General features: G+C 57.4%; 24 protein-coding genes and 2 tRNA genes. 7 read left to right on the top strand and 19 right to left on the bottom strand.

Annotated features, from left to right (window positions below):
- Positions 1–52 precede the first annotated feature (52 nt).
- Positions 53–1,363, top strand: a complete 1,311-nt coding sequence (locus JMF94_RS07115) for a tetratricopeptide repeat protein (RefSeq protein WP_240824458.1) — start codon at positions 53–55, stop codon at positions 1,361–1,363.
- A 171-nt stretch (positions 1,364–1,534) separates the two neighbouring features.
- On the opposite strand, the gene JMF94_RS07110 is transcribed toward JMF94_RS07115, so the two are convergent.
- The 17 genes from JMF94_RS07110 to JMF94_RS07030 form a co-directional block, all read right to left on the bottom strand.
- Positions 1,535–1,966, bottom strand: a complete 432-nt coding sequence (locus JMF94_RS07110; protein WP_240824457.1) for an ACT domain-containing protein — start codon at positions 1,964–1,966, stop codon at positions 1,535–1,537.
- 29 nt (positions 1,967–1,995) lie between these two features.
- A complete protein-coding gene (locus tag JMF94_RS07105; RefSeq protein WP_022659359.1) occupies positions 1,996–2,205 on the bottom strand; it encodes a twin-arginine translocase TatA/TatE family subunit in 210 nt (69 codons plus the stop codon).
- Positions 2,206–2,365: 160 nt separating this feature from the next.
- The gene (gene rho, locus JMF94_RS07100; RefSeq protein WP_240824456.1) at positions 2,366–3,661 is read right to left on the bottom strand and encodes a transcription termination factor Rho; all 1,296 of its coding nucleotides are present in this window, start codon (positions 3,659–3,661) and stop codon (positions 2,366–2,368) included.
- Positions 3,662–3,844: 183 nt separating this feature from the next.
- Positions 3,845–4,360 (bottom strand): CarD family transcriptional regulator, encoded by a 516-nt coding sequence (locus tag JMF94_RS07095; protein ID WP_240824455.1) that lies wholly within the window; start codon positions 4,358–4,360, stop codon positions 3,845–3,847.
- Positions 4,361–4,667: 307 nt separating this feature from the next.
- On the bottom strand, positions 4,668–5,264 hold the full coding sequence (pth, locus tag JMF94_RS07090; RefSeq protein ID WP_240824454.1) for an aminoacyl-tRNA hydrolase: 597 nt from the start codon (positions 5,262–5,264) through the stop codon (positions 4,668–4,670).
- Positions 5,265–5,285: 21 nt separating this feature from the next.
- Entirely contained in the window at positions 5,286–6,155 is an 870-nt protein-coding gene (locus JMF94_RS07085; RefSeq protein WP_240824453.1) for an alpha/beta hydrolase, read from the bottom strand.
- Positions 6,156–6,250: 95 nt separating this feature from the next.
- On the bottom strand, positions 6,251–6,841 hold the full coding sequence (locus tag JMF94_RS07080; RefSeq protein WP_240824452.1) for a 50S ribosomal protein L25/general stress protein Ctc: 591 nt from the start codon (positions 6,839–6,841) through the stop codon (positions 6,251–6,253).
- Between the two features lie 109 nt (positions 6,842–6,950).
- Positions 6,951–7,898: a ribose-phosphate pyrophosphokinase gene (locus JMF94_RS07075; protein ID WP_240824451.1), complete on the bottom strand. Its 948-nt coding sequence runs from the start codon at positions 7,896–7,898 to the stop codon at positions 6,951–6,953.
- 147 nt (positions 7,899–8,045) lie between these two features.
- Positions 8,046–8,120: transfer RNA gene (locus JMF94_RS07070), tRNA-Gln, on the bottom strand.
- A gap of 5 nt (positions 8,121–8,125) precedes the next feature.
- Entirely contained in the window at positions 8,126–9,004 is an 879-nt protein-coding gene (gene ispE / locus JMF94_RS07065) for a 4-(cytidine 5'-diphospho)-2-C-methyl-D-erythritol kinase (RefSeq protein WP_240824450.1), read from the bottom strand.
- Between the two features lie 29 nt (positions 9,005–9,033).
- Positions 9,034–9,567 (bottom strand): ATP-dependent protease subunit HslV, encoded by a 534-nt coding sequence (gene hslV, locus JMF94_RS07060; RefSeq protein ID WP_240824579.1) that lies wholly within the window; start codon positions 9,565–9,567, stop codon positions 9,034–9,036.
- A gap of 2 nt (positions 9,568–9,569) precedes the next feature.
- A complete protein-coding gene (locus JMF94_RS07055) occupies positions 9,570–10,979 on the bottom strand; it encodes a M48 family metallopeptidase (RefSeq protein ID WP_240824449.1) in 1,410 nt (469 codons plus the stop codon).
- A gap of 59 nt (positions 10,980–11,038) precedes the next feature.
- On the bottom strand, positions 11,039–12,490 hold the full coding sequence (gene cysS, locus JMF94_RS07050) for a cysteine--tRNA ligase (protein ID WP_240824448.1): 1,452 nt from the start codon (positions 12,488–12,490) through the stop codon (positions 11,039–11,041).
- Positions 12,491–12,499: 9 nt separating this feature from the next.
- Positions 12,500–12,943, bottom strand: a complete 444-nt coding sequence (gene rpiB / locus JMF94_RS07045; protein ID WP_240824447.1) for a ribose 5-phosphate isomerase B — start codon at positions 12,941–12,943, stop codon at positions 12,500–12,502.
- 142 nt (positions 12,944–13,085) lie between these two features.
- Positions 13,086–13,871 (bottom strand): outer membrane lipoprotein LolB, encoded by a 786-nt coding sequence (locus JMF94_RS07040; RefSeq protein WP_240824446.1) that lies wholly within the window; start codon positions 13,869–13,871, stop codon positions 13,086–13,088.
- Entirely contained in the window at positions 13,868–15,652 is a 1,785-nt protein-coding gene (locus tag JMF94_RS07035; protein WP_240824445.1) for a tetratricopeptide repeat protein, read from the bottom strand. Before JMF94_RS07035 ends, JMF94_RS07040 begins: the two co-directional genes overlap by 4 nt.
- A 1-nt stretch (position 15,653) precedes the next feature.
- Positions 15,654–16,916, bottom strand: a complete 1,263-nt coding sequence (locus tag JMF94_RS07030) for an RNA polymerase factor sigma-32 (RefSeq protein WP_240824444.1) — start codon at positions 16,914–16,916, stop codon at positions 15,654–15,656.
- A gap of 297 nt (positions 16,917–17,213) precedes the next feature.
- On the opposite strand from JMF94_RS07030, the gene JMF94_RS07025 reads away from it, so the two are divergent.
- From JMF94_RS07025 to JMF94_RS07005, 5 genes are read left to right on the top strand one after another with little or no spacing between them, the layout of a single operon-like run.
- Complete coding sequence (locus tag JMF94_RS07025) at positions 17,214–19,610, top strand: homocysteine S-methyltransferase family protein (RefSeq protein WP_240824443.1); 2,397 nt, start codon at positions 17,214–17,216, stop codon at positions 19,608–19,610.
- A 49-nt stretch (positions 19,611–19,659) separates the two neighbouring features.
- A complete protein-coding gene (locus JMF94_RS07020) occupies positions 19,660–20,127 on the top strand; it encodes a TlpA disulfide reductase family protein (RefSeq protein WP_022659376.1) in 468 nt (155 codons plus the stop codon).
- Positions 20,127–20,636 (top strand): N-acetyltransferase, encoded by a 510-nt coding sequence (locus JMF94_RS07015; RefSeq protein ID WP_240824442.1) that lies wholly within the window; start codon positions 20,127–20,129, stop codon positions 20,634–20,636. Before JMF94_RS07020 ends, JMF94_RS07015 begins: the two co-directional genes overlap by 1 nt.
- Positions 20,623–21,171 carry a hypoxanthine phosphoribosyltransferase gene (hpt, locus tag JMF94_RS07010; protein WP_240824441.1) on the top strand — a complete coding sequence of 183 codons (549 nt, stop codon included), beginning with the start codon at positions 20,623–20,625 and terminating at the stop codon, positions 21,169–21,171. The genes JMF94_RS07015 and hpt overlap by 14 nt, the downstream gene beginning before the upstream one ends.
- Before the next feature lie 43 nt (positions 21,172–21,214).
- Positions 21,215–21,937, top strand: coding sequence for a zinc-ribbon and DUF3426 domain-containing protein (locus JMF94_RS07005; protein WP_240824440.1), 723 nt, complete (start codon positions 21,215–21,217; stop codon positions 21,935–21,937).
- A gap of 43 nt (positions 21,938–21,980) precedes the next feature.
- Here JMF94_RS07005 and JMF94_RS07000 read toward each other — a convergent pair whose 3' ends face one another.
- Positions 21,981–22,160: a hypothetical protein gene (locus JMF94_RS07000; protein WP_240824439.1), complete on the bottom strand. Its 180-nt coding sequence runs from the start codon at positions 22,158–22,160 to the stop codon at positions 21,981–21,983.
- 81 nt (positions 22,161–22,241) lie between these two features.
- Here JMF94_RS07000 and JMF94_RS06995 point away from each other — a divergent pair, with 81 nt between their 5' ends.
- A complete protein-coding gene (locus JMF94_RS06995) occupies positions 22,242–23,642 on the top strand; it encodes an amino acid permease (protein WP_240824438.1) in 1,401 nt (466 codons plus the stop codon).
- Between the two features lie 551 nt (positions 23,643–24,193).
- Here the strand turns inward: JMF94_RS06995 and JMF94_RS06990 are convergent.
- A tRNA-Lys gene (locus tag JMF94_RS06990) sits at positions 24,194–24,269 on the bottom strand.
- Positions 24,270–24,282: the final 13 nt, after the last annotated feature.

Here is a 24,282-nt window from a genome sequence, read left to right as displayed (position 1 = left end):
TCCATTCCACCCGTTGCAGCTCTGCTGTAGGTTCGCGCTTGTGCCCCTGTGCATGCTTTTACTGGTCAGTGCGGCCATCGCTGCGGATGATTCCCCTGCACTGCGCACGGCGGTGGGATCCGCCAAGGCAGATGCCGCTGCCCTCATGCAGCAGGGCAAATATGCTTCCGCATATGATATGTACATGCGCCTGCTGCGTGAAGCGCCGGACGATGATGAAATCAACCTTAACCTGGCGCGTAGCTCCATGCGCAGCGGGCGGTACAATCAGGCTGTAATGGCCTATGAACGCCTCACGGAAAAGTATCCTTCGGAACCAGTACTCTATAGCGAACTGGCGCAGGCCTACATGGCGCTTGAAGACCGCGTAAGCGCGGAGCAAGCCATGGCAACCATGCGGTCGCTGAATCCCAACATCAGCAAGGCTGATAATGACCGACTGCTGGATGCGCTTGAAAAGCGCTACGATCACTGGCAGGTGCACGGCAAACTCCGTACTGGGCTGTTGTATGACTCAAACGCGACATTTGGCCCTTCAAGCACCACCATGGATCTGGGTACGTGGCGCGTCAGCCTGCCGGATGCGGAAGCCAAAAGCACCTTTGGCGCGTATTTCGGGGCAAACCTTGATGTGGGCTGGAAGTCCGAGCGGGATACGCCTTGGTGGATCGTAGGCGATGCGCAGGGCATGGCGCGCGGTAATGGAGATTCCTCGCTGGATGATGTGCACAGCCGCACATCCGAATGGGGCAGGGCGGCTGTGGGCCTTCGCCATCTCACGCCTACAACCATGTTTGATCTGCGCCTTAAGAGCGAAGTTTTTGATTATCAGTGGTACCAGAATGTCACGGCATCCGGCCCGGAAGCCACATGGCTTTGGGCGGTCACGCCGTCATGGCAGCTCATTACGCGTGGTACCCTGGATTCGCGGGCATACTCCAGAGATGGCGACCGCAACGGCGCGTACTGGACACTAGGCCAGTATGTGCGGCGTTTTTTTGGCGAGAGCAACCATGAAATCATGGTTGGGCTGAGTTATGTGGGCGGCAATACGCCTGAAAAGGCCGATTACTGCTACACCGGATGGGAAGCCAGCGCCAGGCTTTCACTCAAACTGCCCAAGGGCTTTGAGCTTGCCCCCTTTGTTTCCTTTGAAAACGATTGGTACAACGGCCCGGCAACGGCCCTTGAAACGTCCAACAGGCTTGATCAGAAATGGCGCACCGGCGCGGCCCTTACGTGGCATATTACCGATGCCTGGTCTGTTGAAACTTCGTACCAGTATACCCACAATAATTCAGAAAGCCCGCTGTACAGATACGACCAATCCCTTGTTTCGCTGGGAGTTGCCTGGTCGTTCTAGGGTCGGTTAGAATCGTGGTATTGACGCCCAAAGGGCACGTTATTCGCAAAAAAATGGCTTGTGGAAACCACAAGCCATTTTGCGTAAAATCTGCCAAAGAGCTTGAACAAAAAGAGCCGCAGGTTACTGCGGCTCTTTCAGCTTGAAAATTCTGTGGCCTGCGTAAATGCCCTAGCGGGCGCAGAGGCGCTCTGCCGGGATAATGACAAAGTCGTGGGCCTTGAGCACTTCAATGGCCTGATCGACCTTGTCAAAGCGGAAGATCATGACGGCGCTTTCAGCTTCGCGCTGCACAAAGGCGTACATGTATTCCACGTTGATGCCGTTCTTGGAAACCGTCTGAAGGACGGAATCAAGGCCGCCGGGAACATCGGGAACTTCCACGGCCACAACGCTTGTGCGGCCAAGGGTGAATCCCTTTTCCTTCAAAACAACCTTGGCTTTATCATGGTCGCATACAATCATGCGCAAAATGCCGAAATCAGAAGTATCGGCCAGAGAGAGCGCGCGAATGTTGATGCCAGCCTCTGCCAGTGTATGCGTAACCTCGGCCAGACGCCCGGCCCGGTTTTCCAGAAAAACTGAAAGCTGTTCCGTTTTCATGACAAATCCTTATGTTTCGACGGGCGGTTCTATGCCTTGTGATTGGGATCGTCAGTAGACGTGGGCTGCTTTTTATCCTTGGGGGTTATGTCAATTTCATCCGGCTCGGTTGAAGAGCGGCGAAAGTTGCGGATTGCCCGACCCAGCCCGCCGCCGATTTCCGGCAGTTTGTTCGACCCGAAAACAAGCAGAACCACAACAAGTAAGAGCAATAATTCAGGCATGCTTACGCCGAACATGCGGGGAGCCTCCGTTGAGAGTTGGGCAATAATGCAAATTACACCCTAAAAGATAAGCCTTGCTAAACCCAAGGTCAAGGCGAAACCTGGAGCCGACCGGGTTGCCGGCTCCATGCACGCGCCGCAGAGCGGCCATTTGCCTTGATTGGCTGCCGGGGCCTTACTTGCCCATGGCGTTCATGAAATCCTTGTTGGATTTGGTCGCGCGCATTTTGTCCAGCAAAAATTCCATGCTGTCGATGGAAGACATGGGCGCAAGAATCTTGCGCAGAATCCACACGCGGTTGAGCACATCGTCGGCCAGCAGCAGGTCTTCCTTGCGGGTGCCCGTGCGGTTGATGTCGATGGCGGGGAAAACGCGTTTTTCCGAAAGGTGGCGGTCGAGGTAGATTTCCATGTTGCCGGTACCTTTGAATTCTTCAAAGATAACTTCATCCATGCGGGAACCCGTGTCGATAAGCGCCGTAGCAATTATGGTGAGGCTGCCGCCTTCTTCAATATTGCGGGCCGCACCAAAAAAGCGTTTTGGCCGTTGTAGGGCGTTGGCGTCAAGACCACCGGAGAGCACCCGGCCGGAAGAAGGGGTTACAGCGTTATACGCGCGCCCCAGACGGGTGATGGAGTCCAGCAGGATGACAACATCGCGCTTGCGTTCCACAAGGCGCTTGGCTTTTTCAAGCACCATCTCGCACACCTGCACGTGGCGCTGCGGCGGTTCGTCAAAGGTGGAGCTGATAACCTCGGCCTTTTTGACTGTGCGCTCCATGTCGGTAACTTCTTCCGGGCGCTCGTCAATCAAAAGCACAATGAGGTATACATCGGGGTTATTGGCATTAATGGCATTGGCCAGCGCCTGGAGCAGGATTGTTTTACCCGTGCGCGGCGGGGCCACGATAAGGCCGCGCTGTCCGCAGCCAATGGGGGCCATGATGTCGATAACGCGGTTGGAAAGATTTTTCTCGCCATTTTCCATGACGAGCTGGCGGTCGGGATAGATTGGCGTGAGGTTGTCAAACAGAACGAGGTTCTTGGCGTGTTCCGGCGGTTCAAAGCCGATCTCGGTGACCTTGAGAAGGGCAAAGTAGCGTTCGCCCTCTTTGGGGGGGCGGATCTGGCCGGAAACTATGTCTCCCTTGCGCAAAGAAAACCGCCTGATCTGCGAGGGCGACACGTAGATGTCGTCCGGGCCGGGCATATAGCTGCACAGCGGCGACCGCAAAAAGCCAAAGCCATCGGGCAGAATTTCAAGCACGCCATCACCGTAAATGGCGCCGTTTTGTGAAGCACAGGTGGAAAGCAGAGCGAAAATGAGTTCCTGCTTACGCATGGAACTGGCATTTTCAATTTCATACTGCTCAGCCAGCTCCATGAGTTCCTGCATGCTACGCGTCTTCAGATCCGTGAGGCTCAAGGCGCTGTCGGTCAACAGTGTGGAAGTAGCTTTCTTTTTGCGCATAACAGTCCGATATTTTGATAAGACACAGGGTAACGCTTACAACATTTGCATATTGTAGCGTGGTAGGCGGATGATATTGGGAACAAAAAAGATGTGTGAAAATGCGATTAGCCCATCTTTTCTGTAATGGCAAGGAAAAAATACGTCGCTGTTCACAAAAAAATCGGTCTGGGGGTGAGCGGGCTAGCTGGCGGTTTCTTCAGGGGCTGGCGGGGGGGCATAAATTTCAAGCAGTTCGTCGCGCACCTTGTCTTCTGCGATTTCCAGAACTTCTGACAGTTCTCCGGTCACAAGGCCCATGGCCTGCTCCTGAAGCCGCCGTTCGCCAAAAGAAAGCTCCTTGCTGCGCCCAATAAGCAACAGCTCGCGCAGCACTTCGGCCACAATAGCAAGGCTGGGGCTTTTGAGCCGCTCGGAGTATTCGCGGAAGCGGCGGTTCCAGTTCTGGCCCGTGTACACAACCTTGCCCGAATCATTGCGAAGCGATTCAAGAATCGTGGAGGCTTCATCCTTGGGCGTGAGGGTGCGCAGGCCCACATGCGCGGCATTATTCACCGGAACCATCAGCGTGACGTTGTTTGCCCGGATGCGCACAATATAGAGCTCACAGACAAGCCCCCCAACGGTTTTGCTGTCTATGCGTTCTATTTGGCCCACACCTTGGGCAGGATATACAACGAGATCGTCCGGAGTGAACATGATGCCACCAAAACGCCCCAAAAGGCGCAAATAAACGAGACCTGGAGCGATAGCTGGAAGTCGCGAATTAAATGAAGTATTGAAGGGTCGGAAACCGACTCTTCAAATATCCTAGTCCAAGAATGAGCAGGAGTCCAGTTGAAAAAGTATTTTGCTCATATTTGGGGCAATGGGCATTTGACCGGGCCAGCAAGGCGGTGCGCAGATACTGTTGCAGCGTGTTTACAGCATTGGCCCCATGCAAATTGATTGCAAAACCGGCGGTTACAGAAAGCCATTATCAAAAGGCAGCACTGCACGGTACCGCTCAGGATGCCTTTCGCGCAGCACGAACAGCACTGTCGAGCCCTTTATCGGCAAAGGCAAACAATGTATCGGCGGCAAGTTCCATCGATTCTTCAATGTTTTTTGCCTCTTCGCCTTCCGGTCGGCCCAGCACCCAGTTTGTCACGTCACCCTTGTGAGGGGGCCGGCCAATGCCCATGCGTAAGCGGTAAAAATCTGGCGTTCCCAAGAGTTCTGTGATGGATTTCAGCCCATTGTGCCCGGCATTGCCCCCGCCAAGCTTGAAGCGAAGTTCCCCGGCGGGGATGTCCAGTTCGTCATGTACAACAACAAGATCATGCGGCTTGAGTTTGTGCCAGGCGAGCAGCGGCTGCACGCACTGGCCGCTGAGGTTCATGAATGTCTGCGGCTTGGCCGCAAGCCATAAGCCCCCAAGCTTTGGCAGGCGCAAGCGCCACAATTCGCAAGAAAATTTGCCGCCGTTTTGTTGGCTCGCTTCGCCGTCTCTGGCGGCAAGCTCCACAAGATAGCTCACAAAATCAAAGCCGCAATTATGACGTGTGTGGTCGTATTTGGCGCCGGGATTGCCCAGGCCTACGATAACGCCTTTATAGTCCATCAGTACGCCTCCAGAGGCGATTTATATGCGCTCAAGGTGCAGGGGCAGGCCAAGCCCCGCGCATGCCGCTGCTGCGGTGCGTGCCATAAAATGGCACAGCGGGGGATTCATGGCGGCCAGATGCCCGCCGCCGGGCAGCCAGACCAGTTTTTTGGACGGTGCCTTGAGGCAGTCAAAGGTGGTCCGAATAATAGCTGGCGTAAACAGGGCATCATTTCGAGCGCTGAAAAAATACAGGGGGCACTGCAGGTTCTCGGGCAGACGCGTACTAAACAGGCTGGCCAGAAAACTCAGGGGATATGTCAGCCGTGTTTTGCGACGGTTGCTCACAGTTCGCCGCGCTCCGGAAATGATCCGCCAGGAATCAAGGTAGGCCTGCAAGGGCATGGGCAGCCACGGCAGCCAGCGTGCCAGCCTACAGAAAATACGTTCAATATCCGCTCTGCGGTCAGCCAGCCCGGCAAAGCGTGTCAGATAGACAGCTTCGCGCATCTGGGGCAGCACCCCGGTAATGGGAAATGCCGCTGTAAGGCCGGGGGATGCAGCCGCGTGCGCCAATGCGAGTATGCCGCCTTGGCTGTGCCCGCACACCGCAATGTGGGCATGGCCTGCACCACGCAGCCATGCCTCGGCGTCCAGGCAGTTTTGCCGCAGGTCGTCAAAGCTGAAGCTCACGCTGTGGCGGTTCAGACCGTGCCCGGTAAAATGCACTGCGGCAACGGCAAAGCCAGCTTGCTGCAAGGCGGCAATCATGGGCCGATACTGAATGGGCGACAGCATGGTGCCAGGATAAAACAGCATGACCCCGGCCCCATGATTGGGCCAGAGTTCGAGCCGCAGTTCCCGGTTATGGGCAGACAGCTTGTGCGTAACAAAGGCTGGTTTATTCATGGCGCCATGCGTACATAAAATGAGGCCGGTCCCGCAAGGAACCGGCCAATACAGTCGCACAAAGGCCCGATGACCGGGCTTTGCGTCAAACAGTCTTATTCGGCGGCCTCAGCGGCTTCCTTGGCCTTGGAAAGAACGCTGACGATGGCGAAGTTCTGGTCGTAAACGGCCTTGACGTTTTCGGGCAGGGGCAGGTCGCCCACGCAGATGGTGGTGTTGATGTCCATGGGGGTCACATCAACAACGATCTTTTTGGGCATGTCCAGGGGCTTGCTGCACAGACGCACGATTTCGCGGTAGGTTTCAAGCTGGCCGCCGAGCTTCACGCCGCGCGACACGCCCACGAATTCCACGGGCACGTCAACGGTGACGGGCTTTTCCAGATCCACGCCGTAGTAGTCGATGTGGCTGAATTCTTTCTTGTAGGGATGGTACTGCACGTCCCAGATGATCACAGGATGCACGGACTTCTGACCGTTGTCGTCAATCTCGAGGTTGAACACCGAGGTACGACCGGCTTCGGCAAAAATCTTTTCCAGCGGCAGGGCAGGAGCCTGCACAGAGATGTTGTCACCCTTGGCGGTGTAGAACACGCCGGGGATCAGATCCTGGGTACGCAGACGGCCACTGGCGCCTTTGCCGCTACCATCGCGCTTCTGCACGCTCAAAGTCTTTTCAATATTCATGTCCTGCTCCTTGGCTTACCGCAGCCGAAGCGTGCGGAAAAAGTTCTGTTATTATGGAACCGGCCCTTGCGGGCAGGCTTGGGTCTATACGCAATCCGCATAAAGCGGGTTACACAAACAACACGCTCACCGATGAACCGGTATGGATGTTGTGGATAGTCTTGCCCAGAAGGGCAGCCACAGAAACAACCTCCAGCTTGGGGCAACGTTCAAGTTTGTCGCCCATGGGGATGGTGTCTGTGACAAATACCTGCGAAAGCGCCTCGGTGCTGTTGATGCGGTCAATGGCGGGGCCGGACAAAACAGCGTGAGTGGCGCAGGCCACAATCTTGGTAGCGCCGTTTTTGAGCAGCACTTCCGCACCGGCGCACAATGTGCCAGCGGTGTCGATCATGTCGTCCACCACAATGGCAAGGCGGCCTTTCACATCGCCGATAACATGCATGGCCTGAGCCTGATTGGGCTTGTCGCGGCGCTTGTCCACAATGGCCAGCGGCGCGTTGAGCCTTTTGGCATAGGCGCGGGCGCGTTCAACACCGCCGGCATCGGGCGACACAATCACGATGTTGTCGTCGTGCAGCCGCCGCAGCGATTCAAGCATGACAGGCACGGCAAACAGGTTGTCCACCGGGCAGTCAAAGTAGCCCTGAATCTGTCCTGCGTGCAGGTCAATGGTGACCACGCGTTCCGCACCGGCAACGCTGATAAAATCGGCCACCATTTTGGCGCTGATGGGCGCACGAGGGCTGACCTTGCGATCCTGGCGCGCATAGCCGTAGTAAGGAATAACGGCGGTAATCCTGCCTGCGCTGGCCCTTTTGAGGGCATCAAGCATGAGGCAGAGCTGCACCAGATTGCGGTTGATGGTCGGGGGGCAGGTGGGCTGCACCACAAAAACGTCATCACCGCGAACATTGTCGCCTATTTCGATCCGCAACTCGCCGTCGCTGAACGTGGTCGCCAGCGTGGGCGTGAGTTGACACCCCAGATGGTTGCAGATGGCCTTGGCCAAATCCGGATTGGAAGACCCGGTGACGATCTTAAGATCGCTGTACATGAACCGCCCTGCCTTGCGCGCCAAAGAGCACTTACGGTTATACATCCTTGCTGCCGTCGCCGGAAGAAAGGCGGCGCTTTATTGCCAGGCCGCCGACAAATCGACGGAAGGCGCGGTCAGACGCCCCAGGCGCGATACAGCAGCGTGTGGCTGGGATGGAAGGGTTCGAACCTTCGAATGACGGAGCCAAAACCCGTTGCCTTACCACTTGGCTACATCCCAGTATTTCACAGCACGTGCGCGTATACGCGCCTGTTCTCTCCTTGCAGCATGGCGGCAGCCGCCTGCGATTCCACATGGAATTCGTGTGCGAAAAGCGCCACAATGCTTGAGCCGCTGCCACTCATGGCTACGGCTCCAGCCCCAAGGCGCAGCAAGTTCGCCTTGATTTCTGCAAGCTGTGGATGGCGAGAAAATACAACGTCCTCAAGGTCGTTGTGAATGCTCAACTCTGTCCGCACCCCGGAGAGAAAAGTTCCATTAGCCTTGCTTTCTGTCTTTGTCAAGCAATTTTGCCCAGAAACCGTGTTTGACGCCTTGAGCGCTGCGTCATAATCGGCGTATGCCTGGGGGGTGGATGCATGAATTTGGGAGCATACCAGAACAAGGTGTATGCCTGCAAGCGCATCATCCCTGCAAGGCTCGATGATCTCGCCAATGCCACGCACCCGGCAGGGTTTGTTTATGAGAAAAAACGGCGTGTCCGCGCCAACTGTGAGGGCAACCTCTGCCAGCGCCTGATCGTCAAGCGGGCTGGATAGCCTGCTGTTGAGCCAGCGCAGCAGGGCCGCCGCATCGCTGCTGCCGCCGCCAAGCCCTGCACCAGCGGGAATGCCCTTGTTCAGGCGCACTTCAAGCCCGGGCAGGTTGGGCACACGTTTGGCGAGGGTGGCGTAGGCCTTGGTGAGGGTGTTGTTCTCAAGGTCAATGCCGGGCGTATCACACTGTACAACCAGACCGGCTGTGCCGGTTTCACGTATGTGCAGACGGTCGCAGGGGCGGGGCAGGGGCCAGAAAAGAGAATCCAGCTCATGATACCCGTTTTCCCGCACGCCCGTGATGCGCAAACCAAGGTTAACCTTGCACCCGGCAACAACTACGCTCATGAATTTTTCCGCTCCTGTGGCAGTGATGGCTACAGCGTTTCAACCGTAAGGTTGCCGTTGGTGTACACGCAGATTTCCGAGGCAATGCGCATGGCCTCGCGGGCAATGGCCTCCGTATCCATGTCGCTGTGCCGGGCAAGCGCCCGCGCTGCCGCTAGGGCATAGGGGCCGCCGCTGCCAATGGCTGCAACCTCGTCGTCCGGTTCAATGACATCGCCCGTGCCAGACAGAACGAGAATGTGTTCGCTGTCTGCCAGCAGGAGCATGGCCTCAAGCTTGCGCAGGTATTTGTCCTTGCGCCACTCCTTGGTCATTTCGACGGCGGCGCGAACCATGTTGCCGCGCAATTCCTTGAGCTTGGCTTCAAAAAGCTCAAACAGTGTAAAGGCATCGGCTGTGGCCCCGGCAAAACCCGCCAGGATTTTGCCGTCGTACAACCGCCGCACCTTCTGCGCACCGTGCTTCATGATCATATTCTGGCCCAGGGTCACCTGACCATCGCCAGCAATGGCCACGCGGCCATTCTTTCTTACTGCCAGTATGGTTGTGGCATGCGTATCCAGCATCAGTTCTTTTCCCATATTTCCTTGCGTTCTTTATAGGCGGCCTCAAGCTTCTGAAAATCACGCGGATTCGCAGATTTGCCCGACAAGGCCTTGGCCTGATTAAAGTAACGCTCGGCCTGTTTTTTGTTGTTGGAATACAGGGCGCTGTACGCCATGTGGATATAGGCCCCGGCAGTGTCGCCCGTTTTACCGAGCGAGCGGGCATAGGCCTCGTGAACTTCGGCGTCTTCCGGCACGTAGCGCAGCACATCTTTATAATACTGCGCGGCCTGCGCCTGCCTGCCCGTTTCGTCAAGCATGCGGGCATAGAAAAAAGAGGCCATATAGTCGCGCGGGTCCAGGCGCATGGCCTGACGCAGCAGGCCATCAGCACGGCTCATGTCGCCCTTGCGGTAGTGGAATGCGCCAGCCTCGCGTAGTACCAGCGGGTCGTTGGGCGAAGCGGCGAGGGCTTCGTCAAAGGCCTTGCTGGCCTCGTTAACCCGGTTGGTGCGGGCCAGCACAATGCCGCGCCCCATGCACGAAAGGCCGTCCTTGCCCGAAAAACGCTGCTGCGCAGCCTGCGCGTCGCCATAGCGCGCCCAGAGGAGCGTTTTGACGCGGACAAATTTGGTGTTGTCCTGCGTACGCCCCTGAACGGATTTGCCCATGCCCTCAATGCGGGCCTGAAGCCCGTTGATGCGGTCGCCGATGGCAGGGTGGGTAGAAAGGTAGGTCGGCACGCTGGTACCGCTCATCCAGCTTTTCTGGCGCAGCACCTTGAAGCCGCCCACCATGCCCTGCGGAGGATAGCCCGCAGCCACAAGGTATTGCAGGCCAATCTGGTCGGCCTCGGTTTCGTCCATGCGGCTGTAGTTGAGCATGGCCGACTGCCCGGCCCCCAGCGCGCCCACAGCAATGGCGCCGCCGCTGGAGCCGCCCACCGCCACGCCCGCAATGGCCAGCAGCAGGGAGCCTAGGGTCACAAACTGCGCGCGCTCAAGGCGTGAGGCCACGTGGTGCTGGGTTACGTGCGCCAGTTCGTGGGCAAGAACGCCTGCGAGCTCTTCTTCCTTTTCCATGTTCATGATGAGGCCGGTGAACACGTAGACGTAGCCGCCGGGAATGGCAAAGGCGTTGAGCGAATTGTGCAGGATAACGGCGGCTTTGAAGCTGAAGGGCTGCGGCGGAATCTTTTTGACCAGACGATCCACTATCTGGTTGACGTACTGGCTTACCTCAGGGTCTTCCACAATGGGCATGTTTGCGCGGATCATCACGTCAAACTTGTGGCCCATCTCCTTTTCGTCCTTGATGGTGACGCCGCCGAAAAAGAAGGCCTGAGCCGGTACGGCCACAAGCTGGGCTGACAGAAATGCCAGCAGAACAAAGAGCGCCATAACACGGCGCAGGGCAACACGATGTAACATGGCGTCCTCATGATGCCGCAGTAAAAGCGCCCGCGCCGGAGACCGACGCGGGCAGCGGCTTATTCCAGATCCCAAACCTGACCTTCGGGGGTGTCGCGTACGCTGACGCCCAGATCAAGAATTTCCTGCCGTAGCGAATCCGAGCGGGCAAAATCCTTGCTGGCGCGGGCTTCCTGACGGGCGAGCATCAGTTCTTCCACTCGGGCCACGTCAATCTTGCCGCGTGTGGCGCGCTGACCGCGCAAATCAGCCAGAAAATCCTGCGGAGCCTGCCCAAAGAGGCCAAGGCGCTTGTCCCATTCCTGCGCGCGGGCAAGAAATTCCTGAAGGAGGTCGCGTCCGGCTTCGGCAGCGCGCAGGGCCTTGTCTTCCAGCAGACGGTTCACAAGGCGCACCTGGGCAAAAACCTGTCCGAGAGCCTGCGCCGTATTGATGTCATCCTCAAGGGCGGCGTCAAAAGCCTTGGGCAGCGCGGCCCATTCCTCGGTCATTTCCTGCGGCAGGGGCGTTTTTTTCCACTTGTCGCGGGCAAGGGCCTTGCCCGCCTCGTGCAGGGCTGTATACACGCGGTGCTGGGCTTTTTCCGCTTCGTCCATGCTGTCGGCGGTAAAGTCGATGGGGCTGCGGTAGTGCTTGCCCAGCAGGAAAAAGCGCAGGGTTTCAGGCAGATAGTTTTCGAGAATATCGCGGATGGTCTTGAAGTTGCCCAGGGATTTGGACATCTTTTCCGCATTTACCTGCACAAAGCCGTTATGCACCCAGTAGCGGGCCAGCGAGCAGGCGCAGGCGGCTTCGGACTGGGCGATCTCGTTCTCGTGGTGCGGGAAGATAAGATCCTGTCCGCCGCCGTGAATGTCCAGCGGCAGGTAGGGCTGGCTCATGGCAGAGCACTCAATATGCCAGCCGGGGCGGCCCTTGCCCCAGGGGCTTTCCCAGAAAGGTTCGCCGGGCTTGGCGGCCTTCCACAGGGCGAAATCCAGGGGGTCTTCTTTTTCTTCGCCGGGCGCTACGCGCGCGCCGGAGAGCAGATCGTCGAGGCTGCGGCCAGAGAGTTTGCCGTAGGGTTCGTAAGCCCGCACACGAAAATACACGTCCCCGGAGGGCGTGGAGTAGGCCTTGCCCGAATCAATAAGCGTGGAGCAGATGGCCTGAATCTGTGGGATAAAGTCGGTGGCGCGGGGTTCTTCATCGGCCCGCAGCACGCCGAGCCGATCCATGTCTTCGTGGAAGGCTGTTATGTAGGTCTGGGCAACCTCGCGCCAGTCCCGGCCTTCCTTGTTGGCGCGGTTGATAATCTTGTCGTCCACGTCCGTAAAATTGCGCACAAAGCGGACCTCAAGCCCTGTATGGCGCAACTGCCGCACGAGCACATCAAAAACAAGGGCGGAACGCGCATGCCCGATATGACAAAGATCATAGGCCGTTATGCCGCAAACATACATGTTTGCCTTGCCCGGATGAACAGGAACAAACTCTTCCTTCTTACGGCCCAGGGTATTGTAGAGCAGCATGTATATCCCTTACCCGGCCTGACCGGGAAGATTGATCATGTCGATGCGGCGCTGGTGTCTGCCGCCTTCAAAGGAAGCGCCCAGAAATGCCTCCACAATGGCCTGAGCCAGCTCCACGCCGATGATGCGCGCGCCGAGGCAGAGCACATTGGCGTTGTTGTGCTGGCGCGAAAGGCGCGCCTGAAGCTCTGTGGCGCACAGGGCCGCGCGGATGCCGGCGTGGCGGTTGGCGGCAATGGAAATGCCAATGCCTGTACCGCAAATGAGAATGCCTGCGCCCTGCTCTTTTTCCACAGCGGCGCAAAGCTTGTGCGCCAGCACGGGGTAGTCGCAGCTTTCGGTGGAGTGGGTGCCGTCGTCCACCACGTTTATGCCCTTCTGGGCAAGAAACTGGACAAGGTGTTCTTTCAGTGCATAGCCAGCGTGGTCTGAGGCAATGTGAATAGTCTGCATGTATACTCCTGCAAAGGTACGCACGGTGCGCCCGGACTGGCCGGACGCACCGCTAGAGCATTTAACACTTCTGTAGTGGCGGTTAAGGCGGGTTGCCCCGATACCGGGCCGCAGCCGTCAGGCGCGGCCCGACAGGCCAAAACTATTGCTGCTGCTTGAACTTGGCGAGCGGCAGCAGGGGTGCGTCATCAGGAAGGGTTAAGGCCATTTGCTCTTTTGTAAAGGGCTGGGAAACCTTTTCTCTTTCCTTGATAAGCACAATGGCGCGTTTGCCGTTGCTGTGGGCAAGGTTCAGACGGCGGGGCAGCGGCTTGGGATCATCCGAATACAGGATTTCCATGCTCCAGCCCTTGCCGTTGGCCTGTTCCTGCCATTCCACGGGCAGCCCCTGCTCGTTGATGATCAGGCGGCCTCCAGGCTGGCCCTGAAGGTCGTACAGGGCCTTGCCGTCGGCGGAAAAGGCGGTTTTGTCAAACTGGTTGCCAAATACCGCCGTGTAACGGCCATTGAGCAGGTCGGCCAGGTGCACAAGGTTGAGGGGAACCGGCACGCCAACCTGAAGCAGGGGCTTGGTAGCGCCCTGATAGAAGTAGGCCTTGTTTTCGCTGGGGCTGTACACAAGAAAATGCTGCCCGTCTTCAAGTATCTTGGCAACAGTGGTGCCCACGCCCGCCATAACGTCCAGTCGCAGCTGACGCTGGCTATTGCCCCAGAACAGGGCCGTGACGCGCCGCGTATCGCCATCGGTGCCAAAGCGCAGGCTCAGTTGCAGGCGATAGGGTTCAGACTTGTCGGCAGAGCTGACAGCCGCAAACTTTTGCCAGCGCTGTTCAAGCACCGCGCGGTTTTCGGGCGATGTTTCCAGTACAGGCTGACGGGCGCAGGCGCACAGCAGCGCCAGACAACAAAAAATAACTAATTTTTTCATAGATGTGAAAGCCGCTGCCGCAATGCTTCCGCATTGTCGGGTTTGAGTTCCATGGCCTTTTGATAGGCAGTGCGGGCTTCGTCCTTAAGGCCAGCCCGCGCGGCGATATCGCCGTAGTGCTCCCATATGGAGGCATCCGTATGCTCGTCCAGCGTAACGGCGCGGCGGATTTCCTTCAGGGCGTCATCGAGTTTTCCAGCCTTGAAATAGGCCCAGGCCAGAGAATCTATAATATAGGACTGGTTGGGGGCCAGATCGTTGGCCCGCACAAGAAGTGTCAGGGCGCGGTCAAGGTCGCGGTCTTCTTCGGCCAGGGTGTAGCCCACGTAGTTGAGCGCCTGATAATTGTCAGGATGCAGAGCCAGAAGCTTCTCCATGGTTTTGAAAGCGGCTTTTTTGTCGCCGGTTTCATCCTGAAGAGAGCCGAGCAGAAAGAACATTTCCGCATTGTTGGGCCAGCGCTTTATGGCATTCTGGGCAACGTCCAGGGCCTGCTTCATCTGCTTTTGCCGCGCAAGCAGGCGCACCTCGACCTCCACAAGCTCGGAGGAGTCGGGATTGGCGCTTGTGGCCTTGCGCACGGCGTCAAGGGCCTCGGCATCACGGCCAGCCTCTGCCAGCAGCTGGATGCGCAGCAGCACGCCCCGCACGGCAGCCTTGCTGGAGGCCGGGATTTTATCCAGCCAGGAGAAGGCCATATCCAGATCGCGGCGCTGGTCGTATGCCAGCTCGGCCAGCAGAAGATACACATCGTGGGGCGCATCGCCCTGGGCCACTACCTGCTTGAGCAGGCTTTCCGCCTGCAAAAAGTGGCGTGAATCCATAAACATGCTGGCGACGGTCAGTTTGAAAGGCGTACTGTCCGGCCCCTGCTGCATATACTTGAGCGCCCGTTCGGGCTGGCCCATGCGCAGCGAGATATTGATGAGCCTCAGCAGAACATCCTGCGATGAAAAATTGAGTTTGAGCAGCTTTTCATAAACGCCGCGCGCGGCCTTGAGGTCGGGCTTCTGCTCATAGATGAAGGCCAGTTCCGCCAGGGCCTCCACAAAATCGGGCGTATCCTTGATGGCGCGCTGCAGGTAGGCCACGGCCTCGCTGGGCCTGTCCATGCCAATGAGCGCCCGGGCGTGGTAATAGTCCACCAGCGGGGTGCGCTGCTTGCCCGTAACGCTGTTGAGCAGCTTTTCGGCTTCGGGATACTGCTTGGTTTTGACCAGCAGCAGGGCCAGCTCCATGCGGGCATCCACAGATTCGGGATGCTTTTTAAGGTATTCGCGCATGAGCTTGACGCCAAGCTCGGGCGAACCTTTTTCCATGAGGGCTTCGGCGTAAAGCAGATTGAGCGAAATATCATCGGGCCAGACACTCAGGGCCTGCTCCATGACCATCGCGGTATGGGGAGACTTGCGGCTGAGCAGCCACACGCCGCCTTCAAGCCAGATGTTGACCGGCATGTGCGCCTTGGCCAGCAGCGGAGACGCGGCTGCAAGGGCGTTGTCGTCCTCATTGTTCATGGCCTGCGCAAAAACAAGAAAGGCATATGTGTTGAGCGCATTGGGCGTAAGCTCTGCCTCAACCGGTCGCAGCGATACGCCCTTGAGGTCGTGCTGCTGGGCCTTTGCCGTGGCAGAAGGCGCGGTAGATTCCGCTGCGGAAGTGTCCGATTTTTCAGCAGTCTGGTGCCTGGCGCCGGAACAGCCGCCGCATCCCAGCAATGAAAAGGAGGTAGCGGCAGTCAGGGCCAGGGCGCATAGCAGCGCAACGTGGTTACGTTTCATATCAGGATTGTATCCATGTGTCTGAAAAGTCTTTGATATCCACAGCTAGATGCTGCCGGATCTTTTCCAGCAACCGCGCCTCAAGCTGGCGGACTCGTTCCCGCGTGACGTTATACCGTTCGCCTATCTCGCGCAAGGTTACAGGTTCATCCGTGAGCAGGCGGTTTTGCAGAATATACAGCTCTTTTTCGTTCAGCTTGGGCAGTATGGTCTTGAGCTTGCTGCGCACAAGCCCGGCGATTTCATCGCTGGCAAGGCTGTCTTCAATGCCGGGGCCGAGCGCGGGCAAAAAGTCCATGCGCGTTGCGCCTCCGGCATCCTCGCCCACAGGCACGTTCAGCGACATGTCGGTGGAGGCAAGGCGCTGATCCATCTCGTTGATCTGGTCTTCCGTAACGCCGAGGCGCTCGGAAAGCATGGCCGCATCGGGGTCAAAGCCCTGCATGATCAGCTTTTGACGCTCGCGGTTCAGATTGTAGAACAGCTTGCGCTGCACCTGGGTGGTGCCGATCTTGACCATGCGCCAGTTGTCCATGATGAACTTGAGTATGTAGGCCTTGATCCAGAACGAAGCATAGTACGAAAACTTGATGCCCTTGTCGGGGTCAAATTTGTTGACCGCACGCATGAGCCCCACATTGCCCTCCTGTACGAGGTCGAGCACGTTCTGCATCCATCTGCGCTGAAAGTCCATGGCAATGCGCACCACAAGCCGCAGATGCGATGAAACAAGCCGAAAGGCCGCGTCCGCATCGTTGTGGTCGCGCACACGCAAGGCAAGCTCGTGTTCTTCATCCGGCTTGAGCAGGGGGAAGCGGCTTACTTCGCGCAGGTAAAGGTGCAGGCTGTCGCGCGGGCCAACTGCAGGCAGGCGCGTTGTGGACGGCGCAGGCAGGCCCTCATGGTCGTCTTCAAGAACAATGGGGTCGAGGTCATGATCGCTGGCGTCCAGCTCAACGTCCACATCTTCCGCAGAATCAGCAATCGCATCGTCATCGTCCTGATCGTCAGATACGGAATCTGCTGGAACCTCGCGCACGGCGGAGCCATCCACATCAAGAATGCTCTGCTTGGCGGCCTTGCCTTCGGTCGAACGGGTGCGCGCCTTGGTGGCAGCGCTACGTGTGGCGGCCCCGGCAGGGGGTGTCCGCTTGCGCGAAGGGGGAGCATCCAGAATTTCCACCTCAGGCGAGGAAATTTCGGTTTCTTCCGCTTTTTGCGCGCTGCGCGGGTTTTTGGGAGCTATCGGACTATCTTTTTTCATGATATTTATGTCTGAGCATCGCTGCCTTCAACGGGCCGCAATGTTTAATGCTATAGTTTTGGTTTGTTCTTTTCAGTGTTTTTCAGTAGTAAAAGGCCTGCCGGGTTTAATGCGCGGCGCGTTTTCGCGGCCCCGGCGGCGTTCAGCCCCGGTTCGGCCCGCATGTTCCGGTTCGCAAAATCCTTACGGAATCAGCGGCCTCAAACAACGGAAGCCCCAGCATACAGGTATTGCAGGCGGAAGGCAAAGGTGCACTTTGGCTTGCGGCGACTGTGCTGGGAACAGAGCGAGACGACGATGACATTTCGACAAGCCCTCGGCCTTGGCAGGCCTCTTTTGCTCGACGGTGCCATGGGTACCATGCTTCAGGCCTCGGGCATGCCCGCCGGCGCGACTCCCGAAGAATTTTGCATGGCAAACCCCGACACCCTGCGCGGCATCCACAAGGCCTATCTGGACGCGGGCGTTGATCTGCTGACGTCGTGCACCTTTGGCGGCAATATTTACAAGCTGCCAAAAAGTCTGGACGTTTTTTCGTTCAACCGGCGCATGGTCGAAATTGCCAAAGAAGCCGCCGCGCAGGCTGGCCGCCCTGTCTTTGTGGCGGGCAATGTGGGCCCCACTGGGCATTTTGCCAAGCCCCTCGGCCCTGTGGAACCGCGCGATCTTATCGCGGCCTTTGCCAATCAGATTCGCGGGCTTGTGGCGGGCGGGGCCGACCTCATATTTATTGAAACACAGTTCGACCTTGCCGAAGCAAGAGCTGCCGTGGTGGCTGCCCGGCAGGAATGCGACCTGCCCATCATGGTCTCCATGACTTTTGAACAGGGCGTGAGCCTTACCGGCTCTACCCCCGCAATTTTTGCCGAAACCATGCAGAACATGGGCGTGGATGTGGTCGGCACCAACTGTAGCCTCGGGCCGGATCAGATGCTGCCAGTGGTGCAGGAACTGCTCAGCGTGTGCGAATGCCCGGTCATGGCCGAACCCAATGCCGGTTTGCCCGAGCTGCGCGGCAACGAAACCGTGTTCCCTCTTGGGCCGGAAGATTTTGCGCAAAAAACCGCCCCCTTCGCCCACCTTGGCGCGCGCATACTTGGCGGCTGCTGCGGCACAACGCCCGCTCATCTGGCGGCGCTTGCGCAGGCCTTGCGCGGCATGGACAGCGTCACGCCCCCCACGGTATCGCGCAAGGGCATCTGCCTGACCAACCGCTCCCAGATGGTGCGCATCGCTGTGGGCCAGCCCCTGACCATCATTGGCGAACGCATCAACCCCACGGGGAAAAAAGCTCTTACGCAGGAGCTTCAGGCTGGAGCTTTTGACGTTGCCATGCAACTTGCCGATGCTCAGGTGGATGCCGGGGCCACTGTGCTTGACGTGAACGTGGGCGCGCCCCTGGTGGACGAAACCCAGCTTTTGCCCGAACTGGTGCAGCGTCTTGTGGGGCGGCTGCCCCTGCCGCTCTCCATAGATTCTTCCAATGCGGATGCCATTGCCAACGCATTGCCGTACTGTCCTGGTTCGTTTCTGGTGAATTCCATCAGCGGCGAGACTGGTCGCATGGAAGCGCTCGGCCCCTTGTGCCGCGATTTTGGCGCGCCCTTTATTCTGCTGCCCCTCCAGGGGGCGCATCTGCCGGAAAAAGCCGCAGAGCGCATCAGCACGGTGGAGAGCCTGATCGAAAGGGCCGAGGGCATGGGCATTTCACGACGGCTGATGATGGTGGATATTCTGGCGCTGGCTGTATCCTCCAGCGCGGACAGCGCCCTCCAGTGTCTGGAAATGACGCGCTGGTGCGCTGCCAATGGCCTGCCCACAACGCTTGGCCTTTCAAATCTTTCTTTCGGCCTGCCGGCGCGCGAACTGCTTAATTCCACGTTTCTTTCCCTTGCGGCTGGCGCGGGGCTTACATCGTGCATCGCCAACCCCTCTGCCCAGCGGCTGCGCGAGGCGGCAGACGCGCTCAAGGTGCTGTGCAACCACGATGCCCACGCATCCTCGTTTATAGCCTCCTATTCCGGCTGGAAGCCCGGCGAAGGATCCGTGCAGGTGCGCCAGGGCGGCGGGGCTGCGGCCAAAACCCTTGCCGAAGCCGTGCTCAACGGCGACAAGGAAAATGTGCTGACTCTGCTTATGGCAGAGCTTGACGCGGGAGCCGACCCCTTTACCCTTGTGCAGGAAACGCTCATTCCGGCTATCACGGAAGTGGGCGCGCGCTATGAACGGCGGGAGTATTTTTTGCCCCAGCTCATCCGCGCGGCAGAAACCATGCAGACGGCTTTTGCGTATCTCAAGCCTTTGCTGGAGGCCGGGCGCGGTCCGGAAACGCGCCCTGTCGTAGTGATGGCCACGGTAGAAGGCGATATCCATGATATTGGCAAGAACATTGTTTCGCTGCTGCTCGGCAACCACGGCTTTGACGTGGTGGACGCGGGCAAGGACGTTCCGGCAGAAGCCATTGTTGCTTGCGCACTCAAGCACAACGCGCGTATCATCGGCTTGTCGGCATTGATGACCACCACCATGGTTCGCATGGAAGACACCATCAAAATCGTCAGGGAGCGCGCTTTGCCCATCAAGGTACTGGTGGGCGGGGCTGCCGTTACGCAGGCTTTTGCCGATGCCATCGGCGCAGATGCGTATTGCGCTGACGCCGTAGGTGCGGTAAAGGCCGCCAAGCAGTTTGTTTAGCCGCGCCCTGGCGCGGCCTTTGCTCCTCATTCAAAACTTCGGGTAAACTATGAAGAAACTCATCCTGGCCTTATTGCTGTGTCTGGCTTTGCCGTGCTCGGCGCTGGCGGCCTCGTCATCGGTTCCTACCCTGAATTTGGCCGGGCTGACGGATATGCTTGCCAAAAACAAGGGCAAGGTCATCATGCTCAATTTCTTCGCCACATGGTGCCCTCCGTGCCGCGTTGAAATCCCCGAACTTGTCAACGTTCGCAAAAAGTACGCGGAAAAAGACGTGCTTATTGTGAGCATCTCCCTTGATGAAGACTCCAAGGTTGTGCCCCCCTTTGTGGAAAAGATGAAGATGACATACCCCGTCTTTGTCGCTGACCGCGAAGTGGCGCGGGCGTTCAAGATTTCGCAGATTCCGCACAATGCCTTCTACAGCAAGGATGGTCAGCTCATTCTTTCTGAACCCGGCATGGCGGACGCAGAAATGGTCGAAATGGTCTTTAAAAAGCTGCTGGAACAGAAATAATGGAAAATACCCTTGTGGTGCGCAAGGCCCACATGGACGATGTAAAGTCCATGCATGGGCTTTTGCTGCAATGCGCCCAGAAAGGGCTTTTGCTGCCCCGCGCGCTGATCCATCTTTATGGACATGTGCGCAACTTTATGGTTGCAGAAAATACTGCTGGCGAGATAGTGGGCTGCTGCGCCCTTGCCCCTGTGTGGGAAGACCTGGCCGAAATATGCTCGCTTGTGGTGCGTGAAGACGTCCGCCGCCTGGGAACAGGCAGGGAGCTTGTCGACGCCTGCCTTAGTGAATGCCGCGATCTGCATATTCAGAAAGTGTTTGCGCTTACATACCAGGAGGCGTTTTTCGCCCGCCTGGGTTTCAGGGTTGTGGACAAGGATGTTTTGCCGCAAAAAATCTGGGCCGACTGCGTGCACTGCGCCAAGTACCCCAACTGCGACGAAACAGCCGTCTATTTTGAACTGGATTCCGCTGCAAAGGACGTAGGAGAGGTGCATGTCCAAGGCTAACGACATCAAGGTAAAAGAACTGAAACCGGTATTCACGCCGGAACAGATTGCAGCCCGGATCCAGGAACTGGCCGCAGAGATCAACGCCGAGTACGGTGATGAGCCGATGGTGGCAGTGTGTGTGCTCAAGGGTGGCTTCATGTTTTTTAGTGATCTGGTTCGATTTTTGCAAAACAAAAATCTGGAACTGGATTTTGTCCGTTTGTCCAGTTATGGCAAAGGGTCTTCCAGCTCCAAGCATGTGATCTTCAGCAAAGATGTGGAGATTGACATTTGCGACAAGCATGTGCTGATTGTTGAAGATATCGTGGACAGCGGGCACAGCATGCGTTTTCTGCTCGGGCAGTTTGCGGCGCGCAAGGCGCGCAGTCTGCGTCTGGCTGCACTGGTGGACAAGGATGAACGCCGGGAAGTTGACGTCAAGGTCGATTTTGCGGGCTTCAAGCTGAACCAGGGGTTCATTGTGGGCTATGGCCTGGACTACGCCGAGCATTACCGTATGTTGCCCGGCGTGTTTGAAGTGATTCCCGAATAGGCTTTTCCCGGCTCCGGCAGCCGGTAGGTTTTGGAGTAATGGCATGGAAATAAAGTGTCCCAATTGCGGTAGCCGCTTCAATTTGCCGGATCAGCTTGCCAAGCCGGGCGTCAAGCTGCGTTGCTCGGTCTGCAAGACGGTTTTCACCTATGAGCCGGAAGTTCCCCTGGCCGAACAGGGGCCGCTGCCGGAAATGCCCATCAAAAAGAAGCTGCCACTGGTCAAACTGGCGCTGATTTTTGTGCTGGTGCTGGCCTGTGCAGGCGGCGGCTGGTATTATTATTCGCTCAAGAATGCTGCCAAGCAGCCTAGTGAGCAGGAAATTGCCAAGCAGGTCGAACTGCTGACCATGCGCAATGTGCGGCAGTATTATGTTGATAATGAAAAGGTGGGCAAGGTTTTTGTGATAGAGGGCAGGGTGGTTAACGAGTTTCCCCAGCCAAAGGAACTTATTACCATTGAAGCCGCCATCTACGACAAGGACAAGAAAGCCCTGGCTGTCAAAAAACAGCTCGGCGGCGTGCAGCTTTCACTTTTTCAGCTCCAGGTGCTGAGCGAGAAGGAAATGGAATCCTTCCTCAACAACAAGGTTGAGATTCTCACCAACAACACCAATGTGCCGCGCGGCGGCGAAGTACCGTTTATGGTGCTGTTTTACGCGCCGCCCGATGGCGTGGCCGAGTTTGGCGTGAGGATCATTGACGCCAGGGATGTGTCTGAACAGGGCGGCTCCGGTACGGGTACCCCCGCAGAGCAGCCTAAATAACTGTCCTGACGCAAAACGCCGCTTGTTTTCGAGCGGCGTTTTGTTACTGTGTCAGGCGCAGGGCCGCATACGTAGTTTGCCCACCGCAGTGCCAATAGCTGCGGCGGGCTGAGTTGCGGCCTGTGGAATGTTGGGTCAGCCGTTTGCCGCTGACCGGGCAAAAGGCGAATGTGCGCGAAAGGTCGGTTTTGTTGTGGAAGCCGCCTTTCGTTTTTAACGACACGAGGATTGGCCGGCCGCATACCGGGTTTTGTGCAACAGGGCGACTCTGGCGGGGAGTGGCCGCATAGCCAAATTTCTGCAAATGAAAAACGAAACACCAGAATTGAAAAGAGCCTTGAAAAACAGGCATGTACAGCTCATTGCCCTGGGCGGAGCCATTGGCACCGGCTTGTTTCTTGGCTCGGCCGGCACCATCCAGATGGCTGGCCCAGCTGTTCTGATCAGCTACTCGCTTGGCGGCTTCATTGCCTTCATGATCATGCGCCAGCTTGGCGAAATGATGGCGCAAGAACCCGTTGCCGGATCTTTCAGCAATCTTGCCCACAAGTACTGGGGTGATTTTCCCGGTCTGCTCTCTGGCTGGAACTACTGGATTCTGTATGTTCTGGTGGGCATGTCCGAGCTGTCGGCTGTTGCCGTATATGTGCAATACTGGTTTCCCAGTATTCAGCCATGGCAGACCACGGCCTTTTTCTTCCTGCTTATCACCGGAGTAAACCTTTGCCATGTGAGCCTTTTTGGCGAAATGGAATTCTGGTTTGCCTCCATCAAGATTGTGGCCATTGTCTCCATGATCCTGCTGGGGTCTTTTTTGCTGTTCAGCGGTCATGCTGGCCCTGATGCGGCGGTGAGCAACCTGTGGATGCACGGCGGCTTTTTGCCCCACGGCTGGGAAGGCGTGTTTACCGCACTGGCGGTCGTGGCCTTTTCGTTCGGCGGGCTTGAGCTCGTGGGCATTGCCGCTGCGGAAACCGACAATCCGCGCGTGACCATCCCCAAGGCTGTGAACCAGATCATCTACCGCATTCTTATTTTTTACATCGGCGCGCTGCTTGTGCTGCTGACCCTGCACCCCTGGAGCCAGCTTGGCGCACCCGTGGACAAGAGCCACTGGGCCCAGGCCATGGTGGCCAGCCCCTTTGTGCAGATTTTTGACCTCATCGGCATTCCTTTTGCCGCGCATGCGCTGAACTTTGTGGTGCTCACTGCGGCCCTTTCCGTCTACAACGGCTGCGTGTACTGCAACAGCCGCATGCTGTTTGGTCTGGCCCTTCAGGGCAACGCCCCCAAGGCATTAGGCACTGTCAGCGCTCGCGGCGTGCCGGTGTACGCCCTGCTTATTTCTTCTCTTGCCACGCTGATCTGCGTCATCATCAACTACGCCATCCCCGGCAAGGCTCTTGGCCTGCTCATGTCGCTTGTTGTGGCCGCTCTGGTCATTAACTGGGCCATGATCAGCCTGACGCACCTCAAGTTCCGCGCTGCCATGGTTCGAGCTGGCGAACTCGTTCATTTCAAGGCGCCTTGGCATCCTTTCACCAACTACCTGTGCCTGCTGGTTATGGTTATGGTGCTTGTTGTCCTCGTGATTATTGGCGAAAGCCTTGCGGTAATGCTTGCCCCCATCTGGATTGCCTTTGTATGGCTGGGCTACAAGCTGAAAAAGCAGAGTAAGCATCTGCCTCCCAGCATGAGCAAATAACGCTCTGGCATCGTTTTCAGGCTGTAAAGGCCCGCTTGGCGTGCGCGTCCCTCTGGGGTCGGCATGTCCAGCGGGCCTTGTTTTTTGCGGCGTGATGCTTTGGTTTGGGGCAGGGGGGGGCGTAGCCAGTCGAACAAATTGGGCAGCGCTCGGCAAGTTGTTGAAAATTTTTTTTGGCACAAGCAGAAAGATGAAAGAGTGACTTATTACGTGCTTCGGCAATAAATCCGTAACTGCGGCGTAGCGTCTGCACCTGCCATCAGGCTTCAGGCCCGGTGTTGCCGGGAATATTTATCCTTGCAAGACTGTTAGGAAAAATCGGCAGCAGAAGGGGCAGAATCTGCCTGTGATGGGCTGGCAAATGGCTGTAGCAGGCAAATGCGAACAAGAAAGGCCGTAAGCTGCGGTTTTCACAAGTGGCGTGACCGAAAAGCGCTTGTCTAGACTTGCCTTCGAGGAGCGGCTATTGTCTTGCAACAGGTGAACGCCATGAAAAAACATAAAGCAACAACAAAAAAAGGTTCGCGGTTGAACCGCGAACCTGAATTTTCTGGTGGGCCATCAGGGACTCGAACCCCGAACCAACTGATTAAGAGTCAGCTGCTCTACCAATTGAGCTAATGACCCGCATTGCGTGAAA

The organism is Desulfovibrio sp. UIB00 (genome assembly GCF_022508225.1).
Taxonomy (GTDB): Bacteria; Desulfobacterota; Desulfovibrionia; order Desulfovibrionales; family Desulfovibrionaceae; genus Desulfovibrio.
This window is presented reverse-complemented; position numbering and strand designations above follow the sequence as displayed.

Coding starts and splice junctions, on each gene's coding strand:
- JMF94_RS07105 (WP_022659359.1), bottom strand. CDS start 2,205: ATGTTCGGCGTAAGCATGCCTGAATTATTGCTCTTACTTGTTGTGGTT.
- pth (WP_240824454.1), bottom strand. CDS start 5,264: ATGGACTATAAAGGCGTTATCGTAGGCCTGGGCAATCCCGGCGCCAAA.
- cysS (WP_240824448.1), bottom strand. CDS start 12,490: ATGCTGCTCTACAATACCCTGGGCCGTAAGAAGGAAGAGTTTGTTCCT.
- JMF94_RS07085 (WP_240824453.1), bottom strand. CDS start 6,155: ATGAATAAACCAGCCTTTGTTACGCACAAGCTGTCTGCCCATAACCGG.
- JMF94_RS07035 (WP_240824445.1), bottom strand. CDS start 15,652: ATGAAACGTAACCACGTTGCGCTGCTATGCGCCCTGGCCCTGACTGCC.
- JMF94_RS07115 (WP_240824458.1), top strand. CDS start 53: ATGCTTTTACTGGTCAGTGCGGCCATCGCTGCGGATGATTCCCCTGCA.
- JMF94_RS06995 (WP_240824438.1), top strand. CDS start 22,242: ATGAAAAACGAAACACCAGAATTGAAAAGAGCCTTGAAAAACAGGCAT.
- JMF94_RS07075 (WP_240824451.1), bottom strand. CDS start 7,898: ATGTACAGCGATCTTAAGATCGTCACCGGGTCTTCCAATCCGGATTTG.
- hpt (WP_240824441.1), top strand. CDS start 20,623: ATGTCCAAGGCTAACGACATCAAGGTAAAAGAACTGAAACCGGTATTC.
- JMF94_RS07025 (WP_240824443.1), top strand. CDS start 17,214: ATGACATTTCGACAAGCCCTCGGCCTTGGCAGGCCTCTTTTGCTCGAC.
- JMF94_RS07055 (WP_240824449.1), bottom strand. CDS start 10,979: ATGTTACATCGTGTTGCCCTGCGCCGTGTTATGGCGCTCTTTGTTCTG.
- JMF94_RS07020 (WP_022659376.1), top strand. CDS start 19,660: ATGAAGAAACTCATCCTGGCCTTATTGCTGTGTCTGGCTTTGCCGTGC.
- JMF94_RS07080 (WP_240824452.1), bottom strand. CDS start 6,841: ATGAATATTGAAAAGACTTTGAGCGTGCAGAAGCGCGATGGTAGCGGC.
- JMF94_RS07015 (WP_240824442.1), top strand. CDS start 20,127: ATGGAAAATACCCTTGTGGTGCGCAAGGCCCACATGGACGATGTAAAG.
- rho (WP_240824456.1), bottom strand. CDS start 3,661: ATGCGCAAAAAGAAAGCTACTTCCACACTGTTGACCGACAGCGCCTTG.
- JMF94_RS07040 (WP_240824446.1), bottom strand. CDS start 13,871: ATGAAAAAATTAGTTATTTTTTGTTGTCTGGCGCTGCTGTGCGCCTGC.
- ispE (WP_240824450.1), bottom strand. CDS start 9,004: ATGAGCGTAGTTGTTGCCGGGTGCAAGGTTAACCTTGGTTTGCGCATC.
- JMF94_RS07005 (WP_240824440.1), top strand. CDS start 21,215: ATGGAAATAAAGTGTCCCAATTGCGGTAGCCGCTTCAATTTGCCGGAT.
- JMF94_RS07110 (WP_240824457.1), bottom strand. CDS start 1,966: ATGAAAACGGAACAGCTTTCAGTTTTTCTGGAAAACCGGGCCGGGCGT.
- rpiB (WP_240824447.1), bottom strand. CDS start 12,943: ATGCAGACTATTCACATTGCCTCAGACCACGCTGGCTATGCACTGAAA.
- JMF94_RS07030 (WP_240824444.1), bottom strand. CDS start 16,916: ATGAAAAAAGATAGTCCGATAGCTCCCAAAAACCCGCGCAGCGCGCAA.
- JMF94_RS07095 (WP_240824455.1), bottom strand. CDS start 4,360: ATGTTCACTCCGGACGATCTCGTTGTATATCCTGCCCAAGGTGTGGGC.